Source organism: Providencia sp. 21OH12SH02B-Prov, assembly GCF_027362595.1.
GTDB lineage: Bacteria > Pseudomonadota > Gammaproteobacteria > Enterobacterales > Enterobacteriaceae > Providencia > Providencia zhejiangensis.
This window is the reverse complement of the sequence record NZ_CP114796.1, coordinates 3,501,042-3,518,479: the sequence shown is the minus strand read 5'-3', so window position 1 is coordinate 3,518,479 and position 17,438 is coordinate 3,501,042. Positions and strand designations below refer to the sequence as shown.

10 protein-coding genes are annotated in these 17,438 nt (G+C 36.6%); all 10 read right to left on the bottom strand.

Translation table 11 applies throughout. The annotated features are described in order from the left end of the window. Positions 1-42: 42 nt before the first annotated feature. The gene (locus O7C57_RS16330; protein WP_154622655.1) at positions 43-2,718 is read right to left on the bottom strand and encodes a TonB-dependent receptor domain-containing protein; all 2,676 of its coding nucleotides are present in this window, start codon (positions 2,716-2,718) and stop codon (positions 43-45) included. Between the two features lie 400 nt (positions 2,719-3,118). Then, entirely contained in the window at positions 3,119-3,637 is a 519-nt protein-coding gene (gene hpaC / locus O7C57_RS16325; protein WP_154622656.1) for a 4-hydroxyphenylacetate 3-monooxygenase, reductase component, read from the bottom strand. A gap of 19 nt (positions 3,638-3,656) precedes the next feature. Then, positions 3,657-5,219, bottom strand: a complete 1,563-nt coding sequence (hpaB, locus tag O7C57_RS16320; RefSeq protein WP_154622657.1) for a 4-hydroxyphenylacetate 3-monooxygenase, oxygenase component — start codon at positions 5,217-5,219, stop codon at positions 3,657-3,659. 545 nt (positions 5,220-5,764) lie between these two features. Beyond that, complete coding sequence (locus tag O7C57_RS16315) at positions 5,765-6,445, bottom strand: LysR family transcriptional regulator (RefSeq protein ID WP_269723350.1); 681 nt, start codon at positions 6,443-6,445, stop codon at positions 5,765-5,767. 487 nt (positions 6,446-6,932) lie between these two features. Next, the gene (galU, locus tag O7C57_RS16310; protein WP_163860732.1) at positions 6,933-7,823 is read right to left on the bottom strand and encodes a UTP--glucose-1-phosphate uridylyltransferase GalU; all 891 of its coding nucleotides are present in this window, start codon (positions 7,821-7,823) and stop codon (positions 6,933-6,935) included. A 107-nt stretch (positions 7,824-7,930) separates the two neighbouring features. After that, positions 7,931-8,824 carry a GGDEF domain-containing protein gene (locus tag O7C57_RS16305; protein ID WP_269723349.1) on the bottom strand — a complete coding sequence of 298 codons (894 nt, stop codon included), beginning with the start codon at positions 8,822-8,824 and terminating at the stop codon, positions 7,931-7,933. Between the two features lie 18 nt (positions 8,825-8,842). Next, positions 8,843-9,298 carry a cellulose biosynthesis protein BcsD gene (gene bcsD / locus O7C57_RS16300; RefSeq protein ID WP_154622188.1) on the bottom strand — a complete coding sequence of 152 codons (456 nt, stop codon included), beginning with the start codon at positions 9,296-9,298 and terminating at the stop codon, positions 8,843-8,845. Positions 9,299-9,300: 2 nt separating this feature from the next. After that, complete coding sequence (locus O7C57_RS16295; protein ID WP_269723348.1) at positions 9,301-12,996, bottom strand: cellulose synthase subunit BcsC-related outer membrane protein; 3,696 nt, start codon at positions 12,994-12,996, stop codon at positions 9,301-9,303. Further along, positions 12,986-15,301 carry a cellulose biosynthesis cyclic di-GMP-binding regulatory protein BcsB gene (locus O7C57_RS16290; protein WP_269723347.1) on the bottom strand — a complete coding sequence of 772 codons (2,316 nt, stop codon included), beginning with the start codon at positions 15,299-15,301 and terminating at the stop codon, positions 12,986-12,988. The genes O7C57_RS16295 and O7C57_RS16290 overlap by 11 nt, the downstream gene beginning before the upstream one ends. After that, a complete protein-coding gene (gene bcsA, locus O7C57_RS16285) occupies positions 15,294-17,405 on the bottom strand; it encodes a UDP-forming cellulose synthase catalytic subunit (RefSeq protein WP_269723346.1) in 2,112 nt (703 codons plus the stop codon). The genes O7C57_RS16290 and bcsA overlap by 8 nt, the downstream gene beginning before the upstream one ends. Positions 17,406-17,438 lie beyond the last annotated feature (33 nt).

The following is a 17,438-nucleotide window of genomic DNA, read 5'->3' as shown; positions in this document are numbered from 1 at the left end:
CAGGCTTAAAACTCTCCTGCCTATAAAGGCAGGAGAGGGACATTAAAATCGATAAGTAAAATCTACCGTGAAGGTTCGTCCAGGAGCAGGCATTAAACTCAATGCCATTGGATCAACATAATATTCGTTGGTTAAGTTAGTTACCGTTAAATTAATATCTGCATTTGGATTAAACTGATAGTTCGCATAGGCATCGTAGGTGACTGTCGACAAATAAATTAATTGTGTTCCTGTCATACCCACTGTATGCCAATTCTGGTTCAATTTATGCGTTGGTCCACTATTATAAATACGGCGTACGCCAATATCTAAGTTACGCTCCTCTAATAATCTTACGCCAAGTGTAGTGTTAATCGTGTATTTGGGGGGATTAGTCAAATTAACTAATGAAGTACCAAAGCCACCATTGACGCAATTAGGTGTATTTGGGTCACCATAGGCATAACCACGAATACGACTCGCGGTTGTGGCGTCACAAGTCTTTGCTTCTAAGTAGTAGTTTCCAGAGACATCCGCATAGAAGCGACCCTGATCGTAAGAGAGGTGATATTCGATCCCTGAAGTTTTATACAGGTCGACGTTTTCAATAAGCCATGATGAATTATTTGGATGGTAACCACGCGTGATCATATTGTGCAAATCACTTTTAAACCAAGCAACTTTCGCAGCCATCTTATCATCACTTGTTAGCATTGAATGTTGGACGGTGGAAGCCCCGATCTCCAAAACTTTATTTTTTTCGGGTTTTAAATCAGCCGCAGGAACAGAAGTCCAATTGCCAAGAGTTGATTCAAAAATACTTGGATTTTTAACGGCCTCGCTATATTTCACATATAACTGGCTAGTGTCATCTAAATGAAATGCAATACCGACTTGTGGGCTAAAGTCGCGTCCATGACGTTCCATTGGTTTGGTATAAGCGTATTCGGTTGTGACTTCTTTTTTCAAGATAGCTTGCTCTGGTGGACGAGGATCGCGCTCAAAGTCATCGAAATCATATTTATCGCCTAGGGTACTATTGGCATAAGGTGTATTTTTTAATGAGTCCAAGGTGTAATGACCTTGTTCATCAGGCCACCATTCCATATACCAACTTTCGGGCCATTTTTGGAAAAATTCCCCATTCTTTTTCAGGCGGGCAAACGTATATTCTTGAGTACGTGATTTTGCCGCGTAAGCGGTACTATTTCTATCTCGCACATTATATTCGGTATAGCGACCACCAACTTGAAGTGTTAGCCAGTTTACGGGTTTATATTCCAACGAACTGGAAAGACTGTACTCTTTGCGAACGCCGCTACGTAAGAAACGGTTTTTCTGCAAGTTTTCTTTTAAAATAGGGGAGTTAGGTCCTGTATCTTCATGTTGAAAAGAACCGCCAAGGGTTAAATTAAATTCACCAAAACGGCTTTCAAACGTAGAGCGATTGGTTAAGTTAACGCCATAGCGATCAGCACGAATATCCGATAATAAGCCTTGTTTGTACTCTTCATTTTGTGGATCAGGTAGCTGTTCTGTTGATAAATCAAACACAGGAACATTACCGATGTTGGCATTGTACATACGGCTCACTGAGCGCGTATACCAAAACTCCGATGTGAGATTGAGCCAGTCATTATCAGGGTTAAAATTGTGTTTTGCCGATAAAGCATCAATGGTTATTTTACTAGGAACAAACTGTGTTGATTCACCTTTGCTGTTCGGGGCCATAATCATTGAAGGCATAATTTCCCCCCAACTTGCGTCATAACGGCGATAAATCAGCTCCAGTTTTTGATTTTCAGTTAGCTCCCCCATCCCTTTGAGCAGCCAAGACTCACTTCGGCTATGTGTATCAAGTACCTCTTTACCAGCAGGAAACGCTTCGATCACTGCGGCTGTCGTCATTCCTGTGCCGCCGGTTGTCGAATAATGTGCTTTTTCGTAGCGATCAGCACCATGCTTACCAGCAAAGTAGTTACCCTGTTTACGATAAGCGTAAGCTGCAAGGAGTTGGTAGCGATCTTGGTCAGTTGCCATCGCTACACTGCCGAATCGACTGTTCATATTCGGCCATTGATTTGCATCGTCGCTATCTTTGATTTTTGTATAAAACCCTGAGCGTTCTGAAACGGTATTATTTGCCATCCCACCTCTTAAACGAACACCAAACGTTTCGCCTTTAGGGATCACGTCAGCGGGTTGTAATGTGGTTACACGCACTGCTCCACCAATAGCGCCAGCCCCATCAGTGGCAAGCGTAGGGCCTTTGTCGATGCTAACTTGACTAATCAAATCGGGGTCTAAATAACTCCGCTGCTGTACACCCGCATAGCCTCGATAAACATCGATTGATTGTTGTGTTCCATCAACAATAATAGGCACGCGGCTTTGACCTTGTAGACCCCGAATATTAACATCAAGGGCGCCACCGTTACGAATATCACCTAGATGCACCCCGCTGACGCCACGTAAGAAATCAGCGGAGGAATTCCCTCGAAATCTTTCAACTGTTTTTCCATCGATATAAGAGGAAGAGCCGAGCTGTAAATAAGGGAACTCGGCATCCAACTCTTTTTGTGATTTTGCTGAAACTTTTAGTGGGCCTAATTGCGTTATGTCTTGAGTTGAGACTTGGGTTTCAGCGTAAGCAACCATCATTCCGCTTGCCATAAACGGACTAACACCAATAATTAATTTAAGAAGCCGAGAAACAGGCCTCATGGAATGTTTATTCATGACGATTATTATTTAAAGTTAATTGGTAATACGATTGTAAATAATAATTATTATCATTCAATTAATTAACTAATCATTAACATTAAAAGGCGAGTTTGTACTAACATATTGATTATAAAAAATTATAAACATAGGTAATTTACATTTAGGCAGGCGATATAATTACATAATTTTTGTTGGGATATTAAAAATATAGCTAGGCACAATGAATAATGGACGAATTGATTGCGAATTAGCGTGTATCCCCGACCGATAGAGGGGGGACAGCATTAATTCAGAGGTAAGGAACTCGCATAGGTATGGTTAAATGCGTAAGGGAGAGGGAGGAGGGGGAATGTGAATCATATAAAAAAGGCACCGTGCTATACGGTGCCTCGTTGATTCATTATTGTAATAAAGGTTATGCAGTGACTGCTAGTACTTGGTGCATAACAGGGTGGAATTTACGCTTGAAGTAAATTAACCCATGACCTTCTTCTCTTACAATAATCTGCTTTATCTCAACCAAGTAAACAGAATGCGTACCAATATCTTGCACTTGGGTAATTTCGCCTTCTAGATTCGCTAGAGCATCTTTCAAGAGTGGTTGCTGCAAAATACCTCTATCCCAGACACTCCAAGCAAAACGCTCTTCCATCGTCGAGCCTTTCATTCCAGCGAAGTGGCAAGCCATTTCTTCTTGTTCATGGTTAAGCACGTTGACACACAGGCGGCCATTTTCTTGAAAGACCGCATTCATAGCACTGTTGCGGTTAACGCATACCATCAAAGTGGGTGGCGTGTCCGTGACGGAACAGACTGCTGTTGCCGTAATACCGCAACAACCGGCAGTACCATCCGTGGTGACAATGTTAACGGCTGCACCAAGACTTGCCATCGCATCTCTGAAACGCAGGCGATGTTCATTTTCTAAAGACATATTGACCTCCTGCTGCCGATTACTTCAGCAGCGAATCTAACTGATTAATATCATTGTTGTTATGTAAATGTGGGCGTTTCCAGCCATGCTGATCGTAATCAGACAGACAGCGGTCAACCATATCGGTCATTGCCTTCATGTTACCTGAACCATATGCATGTCGTAGACATTGCAGACGAATTTCGTCTTGGCTACCTGCATAGTTAATTTCGTACAGTTCATGACGTCCACCGAACTCACTACCAATCGCATCCCACATGAGTTTTAAGATCTTGATACGTTCTACATGATCCATGCCGTTAGAGCCACGCACATATTTTGCCAGATACTTATCAATTTCTGGATTGTTCATGTCTTTCACGCTAGAAGGTAGATATATCAAACCACTCGTTACGTTACTTTCGATGATATTCTTAATTTTTGTATAGGCCATTGGTGCCATTACTCGATACGTTTGAATCGCTTGAGTATCTGGTAAATATGCACCGCCTTCCCACGCTTTTGCTTCTGAAGTCATTGCATCGGTCAGTGACCAGAATAAATTACGCCATGCAACCACTTCACCTAAGTCTGCTTGTACGCCTCGGAAATCGATAACGCCTGTACATTCAAGGCTTTTTTGTAATAAACCAGTGATAAAATCTAGTTTGACAGCTAAACGTACACAAGCTTGTAATGGGAATAAACGTGCAAAACCACCTTGTACAGCCCAATTACGCGCACGATCGAAATCACGATAAATTAAGACGTTTTCCCAAGGGATCAGAACATGATCCATCACTAATATCGCATCATTTTCATCAAAACGACTTGATAATGGGTAGTCAAAAGGTGCGCCTGTTGCACCTGCAACTAATTCATAGGATGCGCGTGAAATGAGTTTCACTCCATCGGCATCCATTGGCGCGACAAACATCAATGCAAAATCAGGGTTATCTCCCATAACTTGTGCGGAACCAAAACCGATGAAGTTATAGTGAGTCAAAGCCGAGTTGGTCGCGACCACTTTTGCGCCGCTGACGATGATACCTGCATCAGTTTCTTTTTCCAGTTTGATGTAGACATCTTTTACTTCATCGGCTGGTTTATGGCGGTCGATAGGTGGATTTACGATCGCATGGTTAAAATACAGCCCACTTTCTTGAATACGTTTGTACCAATGACGCGCATTGTCAGCAAATTGACCGTAATACTCAGGGTTAGCGCCTAAACAACTGGCGAATGCCGCCTTATAGTCTGGAGTGCGTCCCATCCATCCATAGCTTTGGCGTGACCAATCGGCAATTGCATCGCGTTGTTGGCGTAATTCATCGGCACTTTTGGCGAAGCGGAAGAATTTGTGGGTATAGCCGCCGTTTCCGGTGTCGGTTCCCCAGCAAAGCTGGTCATGAGTTGCTTTATCATGGAGTGCATCATATAACTGTCCTATCGAAGCGGCTGAATTACGAAATGCAGGATGAGTGGTGACATCTTTTACACGCTCACCATAAATATAAATCTCGCGGCCATCTTGCAGGCTTTTTAGGTATTCTTGGCCAGTGAATGGACGTTTGGCATCTGAGCGAAAATCTTCTGGTTTCATGTCTACCTCGTTATCTCACAAAGAGCGCCGGCGTATAATTGGGTACATAGGTTCGCTGGCATCTAAGTTATGTTAATTTTATGTTTATTTTGTGTTTCTTAATTGAAGCCTGTTCTTTGAAGATAGGAAAGAGATTTTAGAAAGAATTACTGGTACTTTTCGTTGAAACTGAAGATTTATGATAATAATGTGATCATTGTAGTGTTTTTTATCTTAATGAAATAAGCTTTATTTTTATAATTATCTTTATATTCATGTGGTTAAAATTCATTAATTGTTTAATAAATTTAAAAATTACATTAATTTTTGATAAAATTTTATACTACTTAGGTTCCCTTTTATCCCATAAAATAGATATAAAAGTACTTTTCCTATATTTCAAATAGGCTTGTTTGTTGAATAGTGGGTAAGTGAGAATAACGAAATAGGTTAACAAAAAGTTGCTAATGTGTGGTTAAAAATTATTCGAATATTTTCAGTTAAAGCGTACTTAATATCGAAATGTCATGTTCGATATTAAGTACGCTTCTTTTAAATAAAAGGGGTTAGGCGATATGATTCTTTTTCGATAAAGCGTCTATAGATTCATTGATTAAGTTGCCAATGTGTAAGTAATTATCCATATTTTTATCTCCATTTCTAAAACAAATTTTAGATTTGATTTCCGAGTATGAGCCTAGAATGCTTGTTGGCTGTTCATTATTTGCTTTAAGAATTGCCATTTGATGGCTCACGGGAAAATTAATCAATGAAGCTGAGATAAAGTTATCAGGGCATTTTGTTGATGAAACAATCAGTAAATTTAAAGACATAGATTCCAATTGTGAAAAAAGTACTTCAGATTTATCAATAGTTAAGTTTAAGTTGATGCTAGGATCACTACTTAAGACAGCTTCGGTAATATAAGAAATAAAATACTCTGGTAATGAATCAGAAATACCAACATGGAATATTTTTACATTATTGTTTGTTGATTGTTGAGCGATTTTTTTAATTTCCTCTATTTCTTTTAAAATAATTTTACTGTGCTCTAAAATTTGTAGTCCTAATGGTGTGAAATTAACTCGACGTGTTGTTCTTTCTAATAAAAAACACCCTAGATAATGTTCAAGCTTTCCGATTTGAATACTTAGTGTTGGTTGAGCAATATTGCAGTATTGTGCGGCCTTTTTAAAGTTAAGAAACTTTCCTAATGCATCTAAATATTCAAGATCTCTAATGTTCATTTTTTGCCTCTGCTGTCATTTAAAATAAAATATGATTTGTTATTTTATGAATTTTTTAAAATAGTCCATTAATAACATTAAATGAAAAGTTGTTAACTTAACGACACAATGAGATAACCACTTTTATGAATTATTGTTGACTTAACTGATAACTAAACTTATTCATTATGAAATCTCAAGCTAGTCTATTTACTTTATAATAAACAAGATTTTCACTCATTGGCGTGCTTATTTATCTAGTAACAAAACATATCTCTTATAATTAGCAATAGTTTGCACTAATAGAAAAAATAAACTCTATTATTAATAAGTTAGTTATTCTTTTATGATGAAAATCCAATCCTGATTTTATGAAAATATAGTTTTTAAATTAACTATCAAAAAAATAGAAAGTAATATCTATACTCGCACGTTAAATTGAAAATCAGACTGCTGATTGGATTTAGTTGATTCATAAAAGAGTTATCGTATGAATATATTCATATAACTAGATAACTTCCACATGATCTTTTATCCAACGATGAAACTGATAACCAAAAGTTTGATGCTGTCGACTATATTCAAAGAATGCTTTCATATACCCCATTTTGTCACCACAATCATGAGAACGTCCTTTTATATGATAACCTTCAATCGCGTGTGTTTTCAGTAACATTGAAAGCGCATCTGTTAACTGGATCTCACCACTTACCCCAATAGGTGTTTTTTCTAATAATGGCCAAATATGTTTACTTAAAATATAACGACCAACAATAGCGAGATTTGATGGAGCATTATCTTTTTTTGGTTTTTCTATAATTGCGGAGATATCATGAAAGCGGTCACTCTCGTCACCGCTTCGGTGACAATCGACAATACCATAACTTTCCACATGCTCTATATTGACTCGCTCAATTAATATCTGACTTTTGCCTGTTGAGTAAAAACGGTCAATCATTTCAGGTAAATTATCAGATTCATAATTACAGTCATATTCATTAATAATGACATCGGGCAATACAACGATAAAGTCGTTATCACCAATCAATGGCTTTGCGCATAATATTGCATGTCCTAAGCCACTTGAACAGCCTTGTCTCACATGCATTATCTTTATACTTTTGGGGCAAATGCCCTCGATTTCATTTAATAATTGCTGCTTTCCTTTTTGTTCTAACAATGATTTCAACTCAAAACAAGTATCAAAATGATTCTCAATGGAATGTTTAGATGAATGAGTAACAAAGATAATTTCATTGATACCGGCCATATAACATTCTTTTATTATGTACTGTATAATAGGTTTATCTACAAGGGGTAACATCTCTTTAGGTATTGCTTTTGTTGCAGGCAGCATGCGAGTACCTAAACCCGCAACAGGTATTACTGCTTTTAACATAAATAATCCTTAGTAAATAAAATATTTATTATAATTTGTTCTGGTTGAAATGGTTCTCAACGAGCACAGTTTTTTAGCTTTCTAATAGCAATAATTAGATAGCGGGTTTAAAGATATCTTTTTGTTTGATTGCCTCCTAGTTTTTTGGCTTGATATAAAGCAATATCAGCATTTTTCAATAATACCTTTAAATGGGATCCATGTAGTGGATATTGAGCAACACCGATACTAATACTTATATTGGATATCTTTATGGCTAAGTAACGGTATGAATAGCAATTCATACGATTAACTAGGTTTAAAAAGATGTAATCGGCATTTTGATGACTATTAATCATTAATGCAAATTCATCCCCACCAAGCCGAGCTAAAATGGCGTCGCTAGGCAAAAGTTTTTTAATATTTGTGGCCATTTTCTTTAATAAATAATCACCGTACTGATGACCTAACGTATCATTTACGTGCTTAAAGCCATCAATATCAATAATTGCTAAGTAAAAGCTTTCTATGTTATTTTTTATTGATTTTATCTTTTCATTTGCCTTTTTATAAAATCCATATCTATTGAGTACCTTTGTTAAAGAATCATGATTAACTTGGAAAAGTAATTTATTGTTGTTCGCTATTAATCTAGTCACTTCAACGAATGTTATGCAATATCTAAATTGGCTATCTCCCTTTATATTTGTTTTTATTAATTTCGTGATAAACACTAGCTTTTTATTGTTTTTGTTTATAAAAAACAGTTCCTTTTCAAAGTCGTTATAACGGAAAATATCATGACTATTATTCTTTTCTAATATAAGATGGTCCGTTTTTATTTTTATTTTATATCCCATGATTTCATCATGGGTATAGTGGTTATGCGTTAAAAAAAGTTCACTAGCGTAAACTATTTCTCCATATTTATTAATCAGCAGCATCATGACTGCTTGATTTGTGATTGAATTTAATGGAATAGCTTTGTTTTTAACTAATAGGTTTTTTTTAATGTCAAACATAACGATGAGCGTTTTTCTTTATTTAAATAAAGCATAACGAAATATAAATATATCCTCAGTGGCATTTTCATTCCATAAAACGGGAACTGATTTATTACCACCTTGGGTTATTAACCACTGAGTATAAAGCCCTTCTAAAATGCTAGCACTAGCTCTTCGCCATTTTTTATTTACAGATGTTGGTGCATGAGGCCATGCACAATGCATAATTAATAACTCGCTATTTGCGGGGGCCATCTTCACAAAGCCCCAATTAAACATCTCTAAAACAGTATTAATGTTTTTCTCAAGCTGACTTAATGTATTTGAGTTTTCAATAGTATGTAACTCACCAAGTTGTTGTCCTATTTTTCTTAATGTTTTACAACCTTCATTGGTTTCTCCAGATGAAAATTCAATAAATAAAAAATTAATTAAATCATGCCAGCCTGTCTTATAACCGCGCTGTAGATAACTATCTTGGTCAAAGATCATTTTTATTTTCCTAGTATATCGTTGTCGAATAAATATTTAAAGTAAATATTTGCTTTTGTTTCGTTGTAATTACCAAAAGTATTGTAGCTTACATTAGCGCCGATAAATGACGATGGTGAAAATTTATAATTAGTGTCAAAATTAATGGAGTAACTGAATCCTTTTTCACTGGATTTTTCATATACGTAATCTATATATTCATCATTCTGAGAATAATTTTTTAACTCTGCCTGATATCGCTTATCAGTGGGATAATAATCCGCGCTATTAGAAGAATATGATTGATAGCCTAATGTAGAGTTTAATTTTAATGATAATTTATCTATCGTTTGTTCATAAGAAACGGGTAAAGAAATCGCAATATATCTTTGAGGACTAAAGTAACCTGCTTGCCCTAAGGTATAGTGATTTAGGTTTTTATCAAATCCCATATAATGAACGTTCGCGCCAAACTTTAATGATTTATCCTTTTTATTTATGCCATAAATGTAAGTGCCCGTATTTAAATCAATGGATTGGTTATTAGGCACTTGTGTACCAATATATTTATTAATGGCCACTTTTGCATATGCACCATATTGGCTGTCATCCCAAGCATATTGCGTTGAAACGGCGTTACGGGTGACTGCTCCCCACTTTCTCCCTGTTGTGCTATCTATGAGTCCACTATAGGAAAGGAGACTGTCTGTAACGGCTCTTCGCTCTGCACCAAAAGTTAACCGACTGTTTGGTGACGTTTCGAGCATCCATTCTGCCCCTCCCACCAAAGAAACAATCACGCCATCGCTATTGGTATGCCCGAAATCGAATTGGAAGTTATCACCTTTGAGCATCATGCTTGATTCTAAGCCTTGTATTGCACGCTCATTAATCTCATCGGCATGTAAATCATTTCGCAAATCACTTTCTACCAAGCTACGTCTATTCGCACGCGTCAAAGCACCACTCCCCACTAGACTGGCATTTTCTGCGGGGGTTTTACCTGAGCTCATCATCGAGGGCGAAACATTTAGCGCTAATTTCACATCATCAAATAATGGTAGTGAGAGTGTGACTGTTTCTTTGAGCTCAGTTAATTGACTTAGCCCCGACTCCCCTGAATGACGGGTAAACTGTACTTCACTATTTATCGATACAGATGTTTTTTGCCGCAAATCTGCCAACAACGTTTCGATGTGATTGAGTTGCTCTTTTTGCCGATTATTTTGATAGCGATAAGTCTGCATTTCCCCAGATAAGGGATGATTGATAGGCAAATAAGTGAGATTTTTTTGTGGTTGAACTAATCCCCATTGTGCGGTTTTTAATAATTTTATAGCTTGGTTATTATCCCCTGCAAGTTGCGCGAGACGTGCAGATAGAACGATATAATCGGTATGGTCCGTCGGCTTGATATCAGCAAAGTATTTCTTCGCTTCTGTAATGTTTTTATTGCTAATTGCTAAGTTGACTAAACCAATTAATGCTTCTTGGTTTTTGGGGGAAATGGACAAAATATAGCGATAAATATCGGTTGCTTGGTCTGATTGGCCATTGGCTTGATAAATACGCGCTGTACTTAGGAGTAACTTGCTGTTATTAGGGTCATTTTTTATTTCTGGTGCTAATATTTGCCAAGCTTCATTCAAATAGCCATTTTCACGAAATGAGTCCGCTTGTTCACTGAGATAGCTTATTCTGATATTGCTGATTTCTTTTTCACTCATCGCGCTCAGTAAAGCAGGGGTATTCATTAAGCTTTCTGCTTCAGAGTAGTAACCTAAGCGACGTAAAATAAGAATCTGCTGTGTATAATCTTTTAAGTTTCCCTGGGGGGTTGCTGATAAATTTTGACGAATAATATTAACGGCTTGTTGGTTGTCGCCGGCATCCATATATAGCTGAGCAAGACGGCCAATATCACTGGGATTATCTGGTAATGTGTTGATATTATGTCTCAATGTATTTAAAGCGGCATTATAGTTGCCATTATCAATGTAATGTTGAGCAATATCGATTTGCTTATTTAATGTAGCCCGTTTTTTGAGTGTGATGATTTCATCGCTCTGAAATTCAGTCGGAATTTTATTAATTAAAATGAGTACGTTATTCCACTGGTTCTGTTCAGATTCCCAAATGAGAGCGCTATGCCAAGTTGCTGCTGACGGATAGTTAGCAACTAGATTATTCATCATGGCATTGGCTTTTTCGAGCTCACCTTTTTTCATTAACACTCGAGCATAGTCTAAGGTTAACCAAGCATTTTGAGGCGCTTTCACAAGGGCGTTCTTAAGAATATGTTCAGCCTCACTGATTAAACCGTTATCGAGCGCCTTTGCCGCACTTTGTCGGTGTTGTTCACTGGTATCTATTTTTTGTTGGTAAGCATGACGCTCAGCAGGCGGTAATGACTGTAGTAATTGTTCAAATTCAGCATATTTTTTTTGCTCTGCAAACACCCAAATTAACTGCTCTTTTATTAATTTGTTATTAGGGTATTTTTTATCAAGCTGCTGATACAGTGATTCTGCACTGGAATAATCTTTTTTTGCTCGATAAAGTTGTCCGCGAAATAAATCAAGGGTGATGAGTTGTTGTGTATCACTGGCATGAGTTTCATTGATTAATATCAATGCCTTATCATACTGCTTATTGCGTATTAATTGTTTCACAGTATCGATTGCTGAATAATAGCCCATATTTTGAGCATCTTTTAGCCATTGTGTTTTTTTATGTTCTTTTGTGTTATTTGCCGCTTCAGTCAGTAGTTTTTCTGCTTGTTGGTAATCTTTTTGATGTAATGCCACGTAACCAAGTCCTGCGATAGCATCAACTTTTTTAGGATCCTTCATCAAAACAGCGGTAAATTTCTGTTTAGCTTGAGCAATGTGCCCTTTATTTAGTAAGGAAAATCCTGAAAGGGTCTCGTTATTTCCAACACGACTGTGATAATACTCCATTACGCTATCATCCTTTGGCGATAAACTAATAAAATTCTGATACAGGGGTAAATCCTGTTCATTAGGTTGCAGCCAAAGTAGAGCCTGCTTAAGTGAATGAATCACAACTTCATTTTTATTTTCAATTTGAAAGAGTTTTTGTATTCCTTCGCGTCGTGTTTTTTCCTGATAGGTTAATACAGTCGCTAGAATACGTTGCGCTTTAAAATCAGAAGGGGAGTGCTGTACTCTTTCGGTTAATGCTAAAATCGCTTTATCTAAATGCGCTTTACTGCCAGCGAGTGTTTCATAGTATTCTAATGCAAGATCACCAGTAGGTGGATGATTGGCAAATAGCTTATCGTAAGCTTGTATAGCTTGCTTGATATGACCATTTTTCGCCCATTCACGAGCCTGTTGTAAGGATTCAGGCGAGATATCTTTATGGGGATCGAGGCGCATGAGCTTGACTATTCTCTGATCATTCGGAGAATATTTTTTTAATTTATTGATCCAGAGGATAGCTTCTTGTTTTTTTCCCTGTTGAATTTTGTAATGGGACATTAAATATAATGCCTCGATGTTATATTGTTCAATGGCAAAAACTTTGTATAAAGCATCGTAAGCAAGAGGATAATTCGATTTGCTATGCCAATAATTTGCTTTTTCTAAAAGCATTTTGATGGCGACTTCATTTTCTAATGAATTAGCCAATATTGATAATGAATATGTTCCACATAACAAAGTGATAAGTGTGTTTATTAATAAATTAACTTTCATATTCCCTTTTCACCTTTGTCAGACGTTTGGATTCATGTTGTTTAAATTTATTATATAAATAGAAGCTAATGAATAATAATGAACTAAACAATATAACCATTAATAAGAATAAATGTTGGCTAAAAAACCATAGAACTAATCTATGCGGAGGAAGTTCTCCAGATAAAAATGATGGATTAATGCTTAAGTTTTTAATACTGTCAGCGTCACTGAATAAGAGAATGTCACCCGCATCGAGCGGCTGTCTTTCCGATTTTTTGATATCATTATAAAGCTTATTTAACTGTTCTGTATTTGTTGCAGTCAAATTTGTCACAACTTTATTTGAAGACCATGGGGATTGAAAACTGAGTATGCCTCGCCACTGATGAGTATTTGATAGAAAATCACTCACTATTTCGAATTGATTTTTCCACTCACCTAAAAGCAGTAGTTTTACTTTTTTGAATAACGAAGGTGAAATAATATTTAGATTTCCATTGCTATAGTGATAGGAGGTTCCTTTCATGAGCGATGTTACTGCTGGAATGTCTTTTATTTTAGCAATAACAATGATATTTGAATTTTTTAATTTACTATGTGATTTTTGAGTATCACTCAGTATAGTTAAATGACTAACGGGAAAACCAGTAATACGACCTGATTTCTCCATGAGTTGTAACATTAAAACAATATCTTCTTTTTCCGGTTGTCTGTTCAATAACAGAACGGTATCTGAAAGATCTGCATATTTAGTGTATGGAAATAATCCATTTAAAAACCAATGTGTATTAGGTAACTCGCCAAAATGAGATGCATCGCTAAGATCAATAGTTGAGTTTGTGAGTATTTGATTAACAAAACTCGCATTATTGATAATGTCACAAGCGATATTTTCATCGGTCTTAATATTGAAGTAAAAGCTGAGTTTATTTTCACCAATCAAACCTGAGTTATCAAGGTAGAGCATAGTACTGTTTTTTTGATTATGACCGAAGAAATCAGTAATTGCAGTAATGACACTGTTTTTATGAGCAGAAATATTTTTTAAAAATTGATAGTTTAGGGCAATTGTTAATATCGAATTATTCATATCTACCCAATTTTTTTTATCGAAAGAATAATTGATTTGTACTGGGATTTTATTCCCCGTTAACATGAAGGTATCAGGAGGAACTTGAAAAGTAATATTCTTTTCCTCCAGTAAAAACAGTCGAGATTGCAACGCATCATTCGTTTTCATTATTTGGCTAAAAGGAATAGATTTTTTGAGTGGGAGCCAATTAGGGGCATCATAAGCTAATCGATTTTTAGAACGATAAGCGGGAACGTGTAAATGGTCGCTATCGCCATCGGGTAAATCCTCAGTGAAAAGCTGGTAAGCTGCTTGTCGTAACTCTTCTGCATTACGCCCACTTACGACTAAAATTTTATATTTTTGATTGATAGGATTATCAATAATTTTTAAATGCGGACCATCGGAATGCGCAAAGGATAAACCCGCAATCATTTCATTGGTTGTTGTAAATAAAACAGCATGCTTTTCAGGGATTTGGTCCAAATAAACATGAAAGTGATTCTCTTTTTCTTCGCTTTTGATCCCAAAAATAGAAGCAACGATTGCTGAGGCGGCTAAAATATCTGGATTAGGCGAGGCGGAATAAACAAACGCGAGTTCGTTTTTATTAATTTTTAGCGGATCTAAAAAGGGTCGAGGGAAGTCCATTAGGGATTTTCGTGTATTCATGAGTATCCCTTGCATCGCCATAATGCTTGAAGGTGATATTTTGAGAGTTACATTTTTTAGATCTGGGCGCTGACATGTCCATTCGTTGTTAATAATGTCATCATTGCTAATAATTTGAAAATTAAGGTTATTTTTTGAGGATAAAACTGTGTTTGCTATTTTAAAAGTAAAAATAGCCTCATCTTTGCCAATTTGAGATAGCGGTATTGCACCTAACGATTGATCATTTAAAGTGACCTGTAAGTTATCTTTTTCAATATTCTCAGCGCTATCGATGGAAAGGACGAGCTGCATTTCTGCATGAGTTGCAATAAAATCATAAGGGAGCGTGAAACTGATCCCTGATTGCAGAGTATCGCCATTTAAAGTGACACCATGCGTTAATCCCATTTTTTTTAATGAAATTTCTTCTGCTGTAGTCTCAATCGCCTCTGTGTTATTCGCTAAATTATCATCTAATAAAAATGCTAATTGAGAGGGCAATTTATTATTTTCATCACTAAGTTCTACAGCAAAAATAGCCGTAGTATGGGTCAGTAATGTATAGGCGATAAGCAAAAGCTTAAGATAGTTAAACATGTTGCCGCTCTTCATTATTCTGTTTTGAAAGAAGAATCGAGTTATCCAATATTTTTTTATTTCTGCGGATAATAAATAATTCAAATGCGCATTGCAGGACATCTATAAACGATCTTAATGGCTTATCAGTAGGACTAAGAGGGGAAAACCAAGCATCTGCACGAGTTAAAACAACACGTACAACATCTCGCCGGACCGTATTGGTTAAATGATCAAATTCTAGACGTAGTTTTTGCTCGTCAACCCAAGCTTTTTTAATGGGAATTAATGCACTTTCCTTACCGATTCCAATTGCAATTTGTGTGATAACCCCTCGTTTATGGTGATGCTCAAGGGGTAAATGAAGTCTTGCGCCACTCATGGATAAATCTATTGAGTGAGTTTCAATATGACTGCCATCAGCAAAGCATACAGTAACAGGAATTGATGCTGGAACCCGAGTAGCACGACGTAATTGTTTCGTTTCTTTTGCCACAGAGATTGATGCTAAAACAATCAGCAAACTATAAATAGCCCAGGTAAGATTGATAATGATGACGCCATCGTCAATGTCTTTATAGATACCTACAATCCATTTAAAGGAGGCAATACTAATTCCAGATAATAGGAGTAAAGCGACAATAATCAGTGGACGGACAGCACGATGATCAAAGTAATTTTTATCTGTCAGGTCGCCTTTATCTGTGACGTTAAATTTGCCCAGTTTAGGGGATATTAAACTCATTAAGGTTGGTGGTATTAAATGAAATGCCATGACTGTTTCATAAATTTCCCCCCAAAATGAATAACGATAGTGACCAACCAGTTTTGAATTCACGTAGTTTGATGTGATCAAATGAGGTAAGGCGTAGGAAAATATTAAAGTAGCCGATGATGAAATGATATTTAGGCTAAATAAAATGAAAACGAGTGGCGATAAGAGGAAGATAGCTCTAGGTAATCCATATTGGAAATGTAGCATTGCGTTTAAATAACAAATGCGTTGTACAAATGTTAGTCCTCTGCCAAGCAGTGGATTATCAATACGAAATATTTGTGTCATTCCTCTAGCCCAGCGGATACGTTGATTAATATGTAAAGTTAATCTTTCAGTCGCTAAGCCAGCAGAAAGTGGAATATTTAAAAATGCCGTATTCCAGCCTTTACGCTGTAATTTAAGGGCGGTATGAGCATCTTCAGTAACCGTTTCAACTGCAAATCCGTTTGTCTCTTTGAGTGCACTACGGCGAATAACTGCACATGAACCACAAAAGAACGCAGCATTCCAATTATCATTACCCTGTTGTACTGGCCCATAAAAAAGGGCTCCTTCATGTGGGACTCTTTTGGCTGCTGTTAAATTACGTTCAAAAGGATCTTTAGAATAAAAATAATGCGGGGTCTGTATTAGAGCGAGTTTTTCATCTGCTAAGAAGGCACCTACAGTTGCTTGTAAAAACACCCGAGTTGCAACATGGTCGCAGTCAAAAATACAGATCAGTTCACCGCTGGTTTTTGTTAATGCGTGGTTTAGGTTTCCTGCTTTTGCATGGCTATTATCAGGACGGATGATATAACCAACATTAATATCCTCTGCGAGTTGGCGGAATTCACTTCGTTTTCCATCATCTAATATATAAATATTTAATTTGTCTTTAGGGTATTCGATGCATTGAGCAGCAAGTGCCGTATCTTTAACAATATCAATGTGTTCATTATAGGTAGGGATAAACAAATCAACAGTTGGCCATAATGAAGTATCCTTTGGCAATGGCTCTATTTTTCTTTGTAATGGCCAATATGTTTGAATATAACCAAATAATAAAATGGTGAGTGAATAAAGCTCCGCGATAAATAGCAATGAACCTAAAAATAATTCTAGATATGAATCAAAATAGAGTGTTGTTGTCGCTCTCCACCAAACATAACGTGAAGTGCAAAGTAATGAAACTAAGATCATCATGAGTTGCGTTTTTTTGTTTTTAATTCTGCCAATACAAAATATAAATGCAACCAAAACTCCACCTAATATAAATTGCTTATCACTATCTAGAGGGATAATGATTAATAGAAAAAATAAAACTATAAAAAATGCAGATATTAAGAGGTTGCGTATTTTTTGCATATAGCTAACTCATAATGAAGTTATATTATATTT

What these genes read in the sequence shown, in the direction of transcription:
- O7C57_RS16330 (WP_154622655.1), bottom strand. Translation starts at nt 2,718, where the DNA reads ATGAATAAACATTCCATGAGGCCTGTTTCTCGGCTTCTTAAATTAATT.
- hpaC (WP_154622656.1), bottom strand. Translation starts at nt 3,637, where the DNA reads ATGTCTTTAGAAAATGAACATCGCCTGCGTTTCAGAGATGCGATGGCA.
- hpaB (WP_154622657.1), bottom strand. Translation starts at nt 5,219, where the DNA reads ATGAAACCAGAAGATTTTCGCTCAGATGCCAAACGTCCATTCACTGGC.
- O7C57_RS16315 (WP_269723350.1), bottom strand. Translation starts at nt 6,445, where the DNA reads ATGAACATTAGAGATCTTGAATATTTAGATGCATTAGGAAAGTTTCTT.
- galU (WP_163860732.1), bottom strand. Translation starts at nt 7,823, where the DNA reads ATGTTAAAAGCAGTAATACCTGTTGCGGGTTTAGGTACTCGCATGCTG.
- O7C57_RS16305 (WP_269723349.1), bottom strand. Translation starts at nt 8,824, where the DNA reads ATGTTTGACATTAAAAAAAACCTATTAGTTAAAAACAAAGCTATTCCA.
- bcsD (WP_154622188.1), bottom strand. Translation starts at nt 9,298, where the DNA reads ATGATCTTTGACCAAGATAGTTATCTACAGCGCGGTTATAAGACAGGC.
- O7C57_RS16295 (WP_269723348.1), bottom strand. Translation starts at nt 12,996, where the DNA reads ATGAAAGTTAATTTATTAATAAACACACTTATCACTTTGTTATGTGGA.
- O7C57_RS16290 (WP_269723347.1), bottom strand. Translation starts at nt 15,301, where the DNA reads ATGTTTAACTATCTTAAGCTTTTGCTTATCGCCTATACATTACTGACC.
- bcsA (WP_269723346.1), bottom strand. Translation starts at nt 17,405, where the DNA reads ATGCAAAAAATACGCAACCTCTTAATATCTGCATTTTTTATAGTTTTA.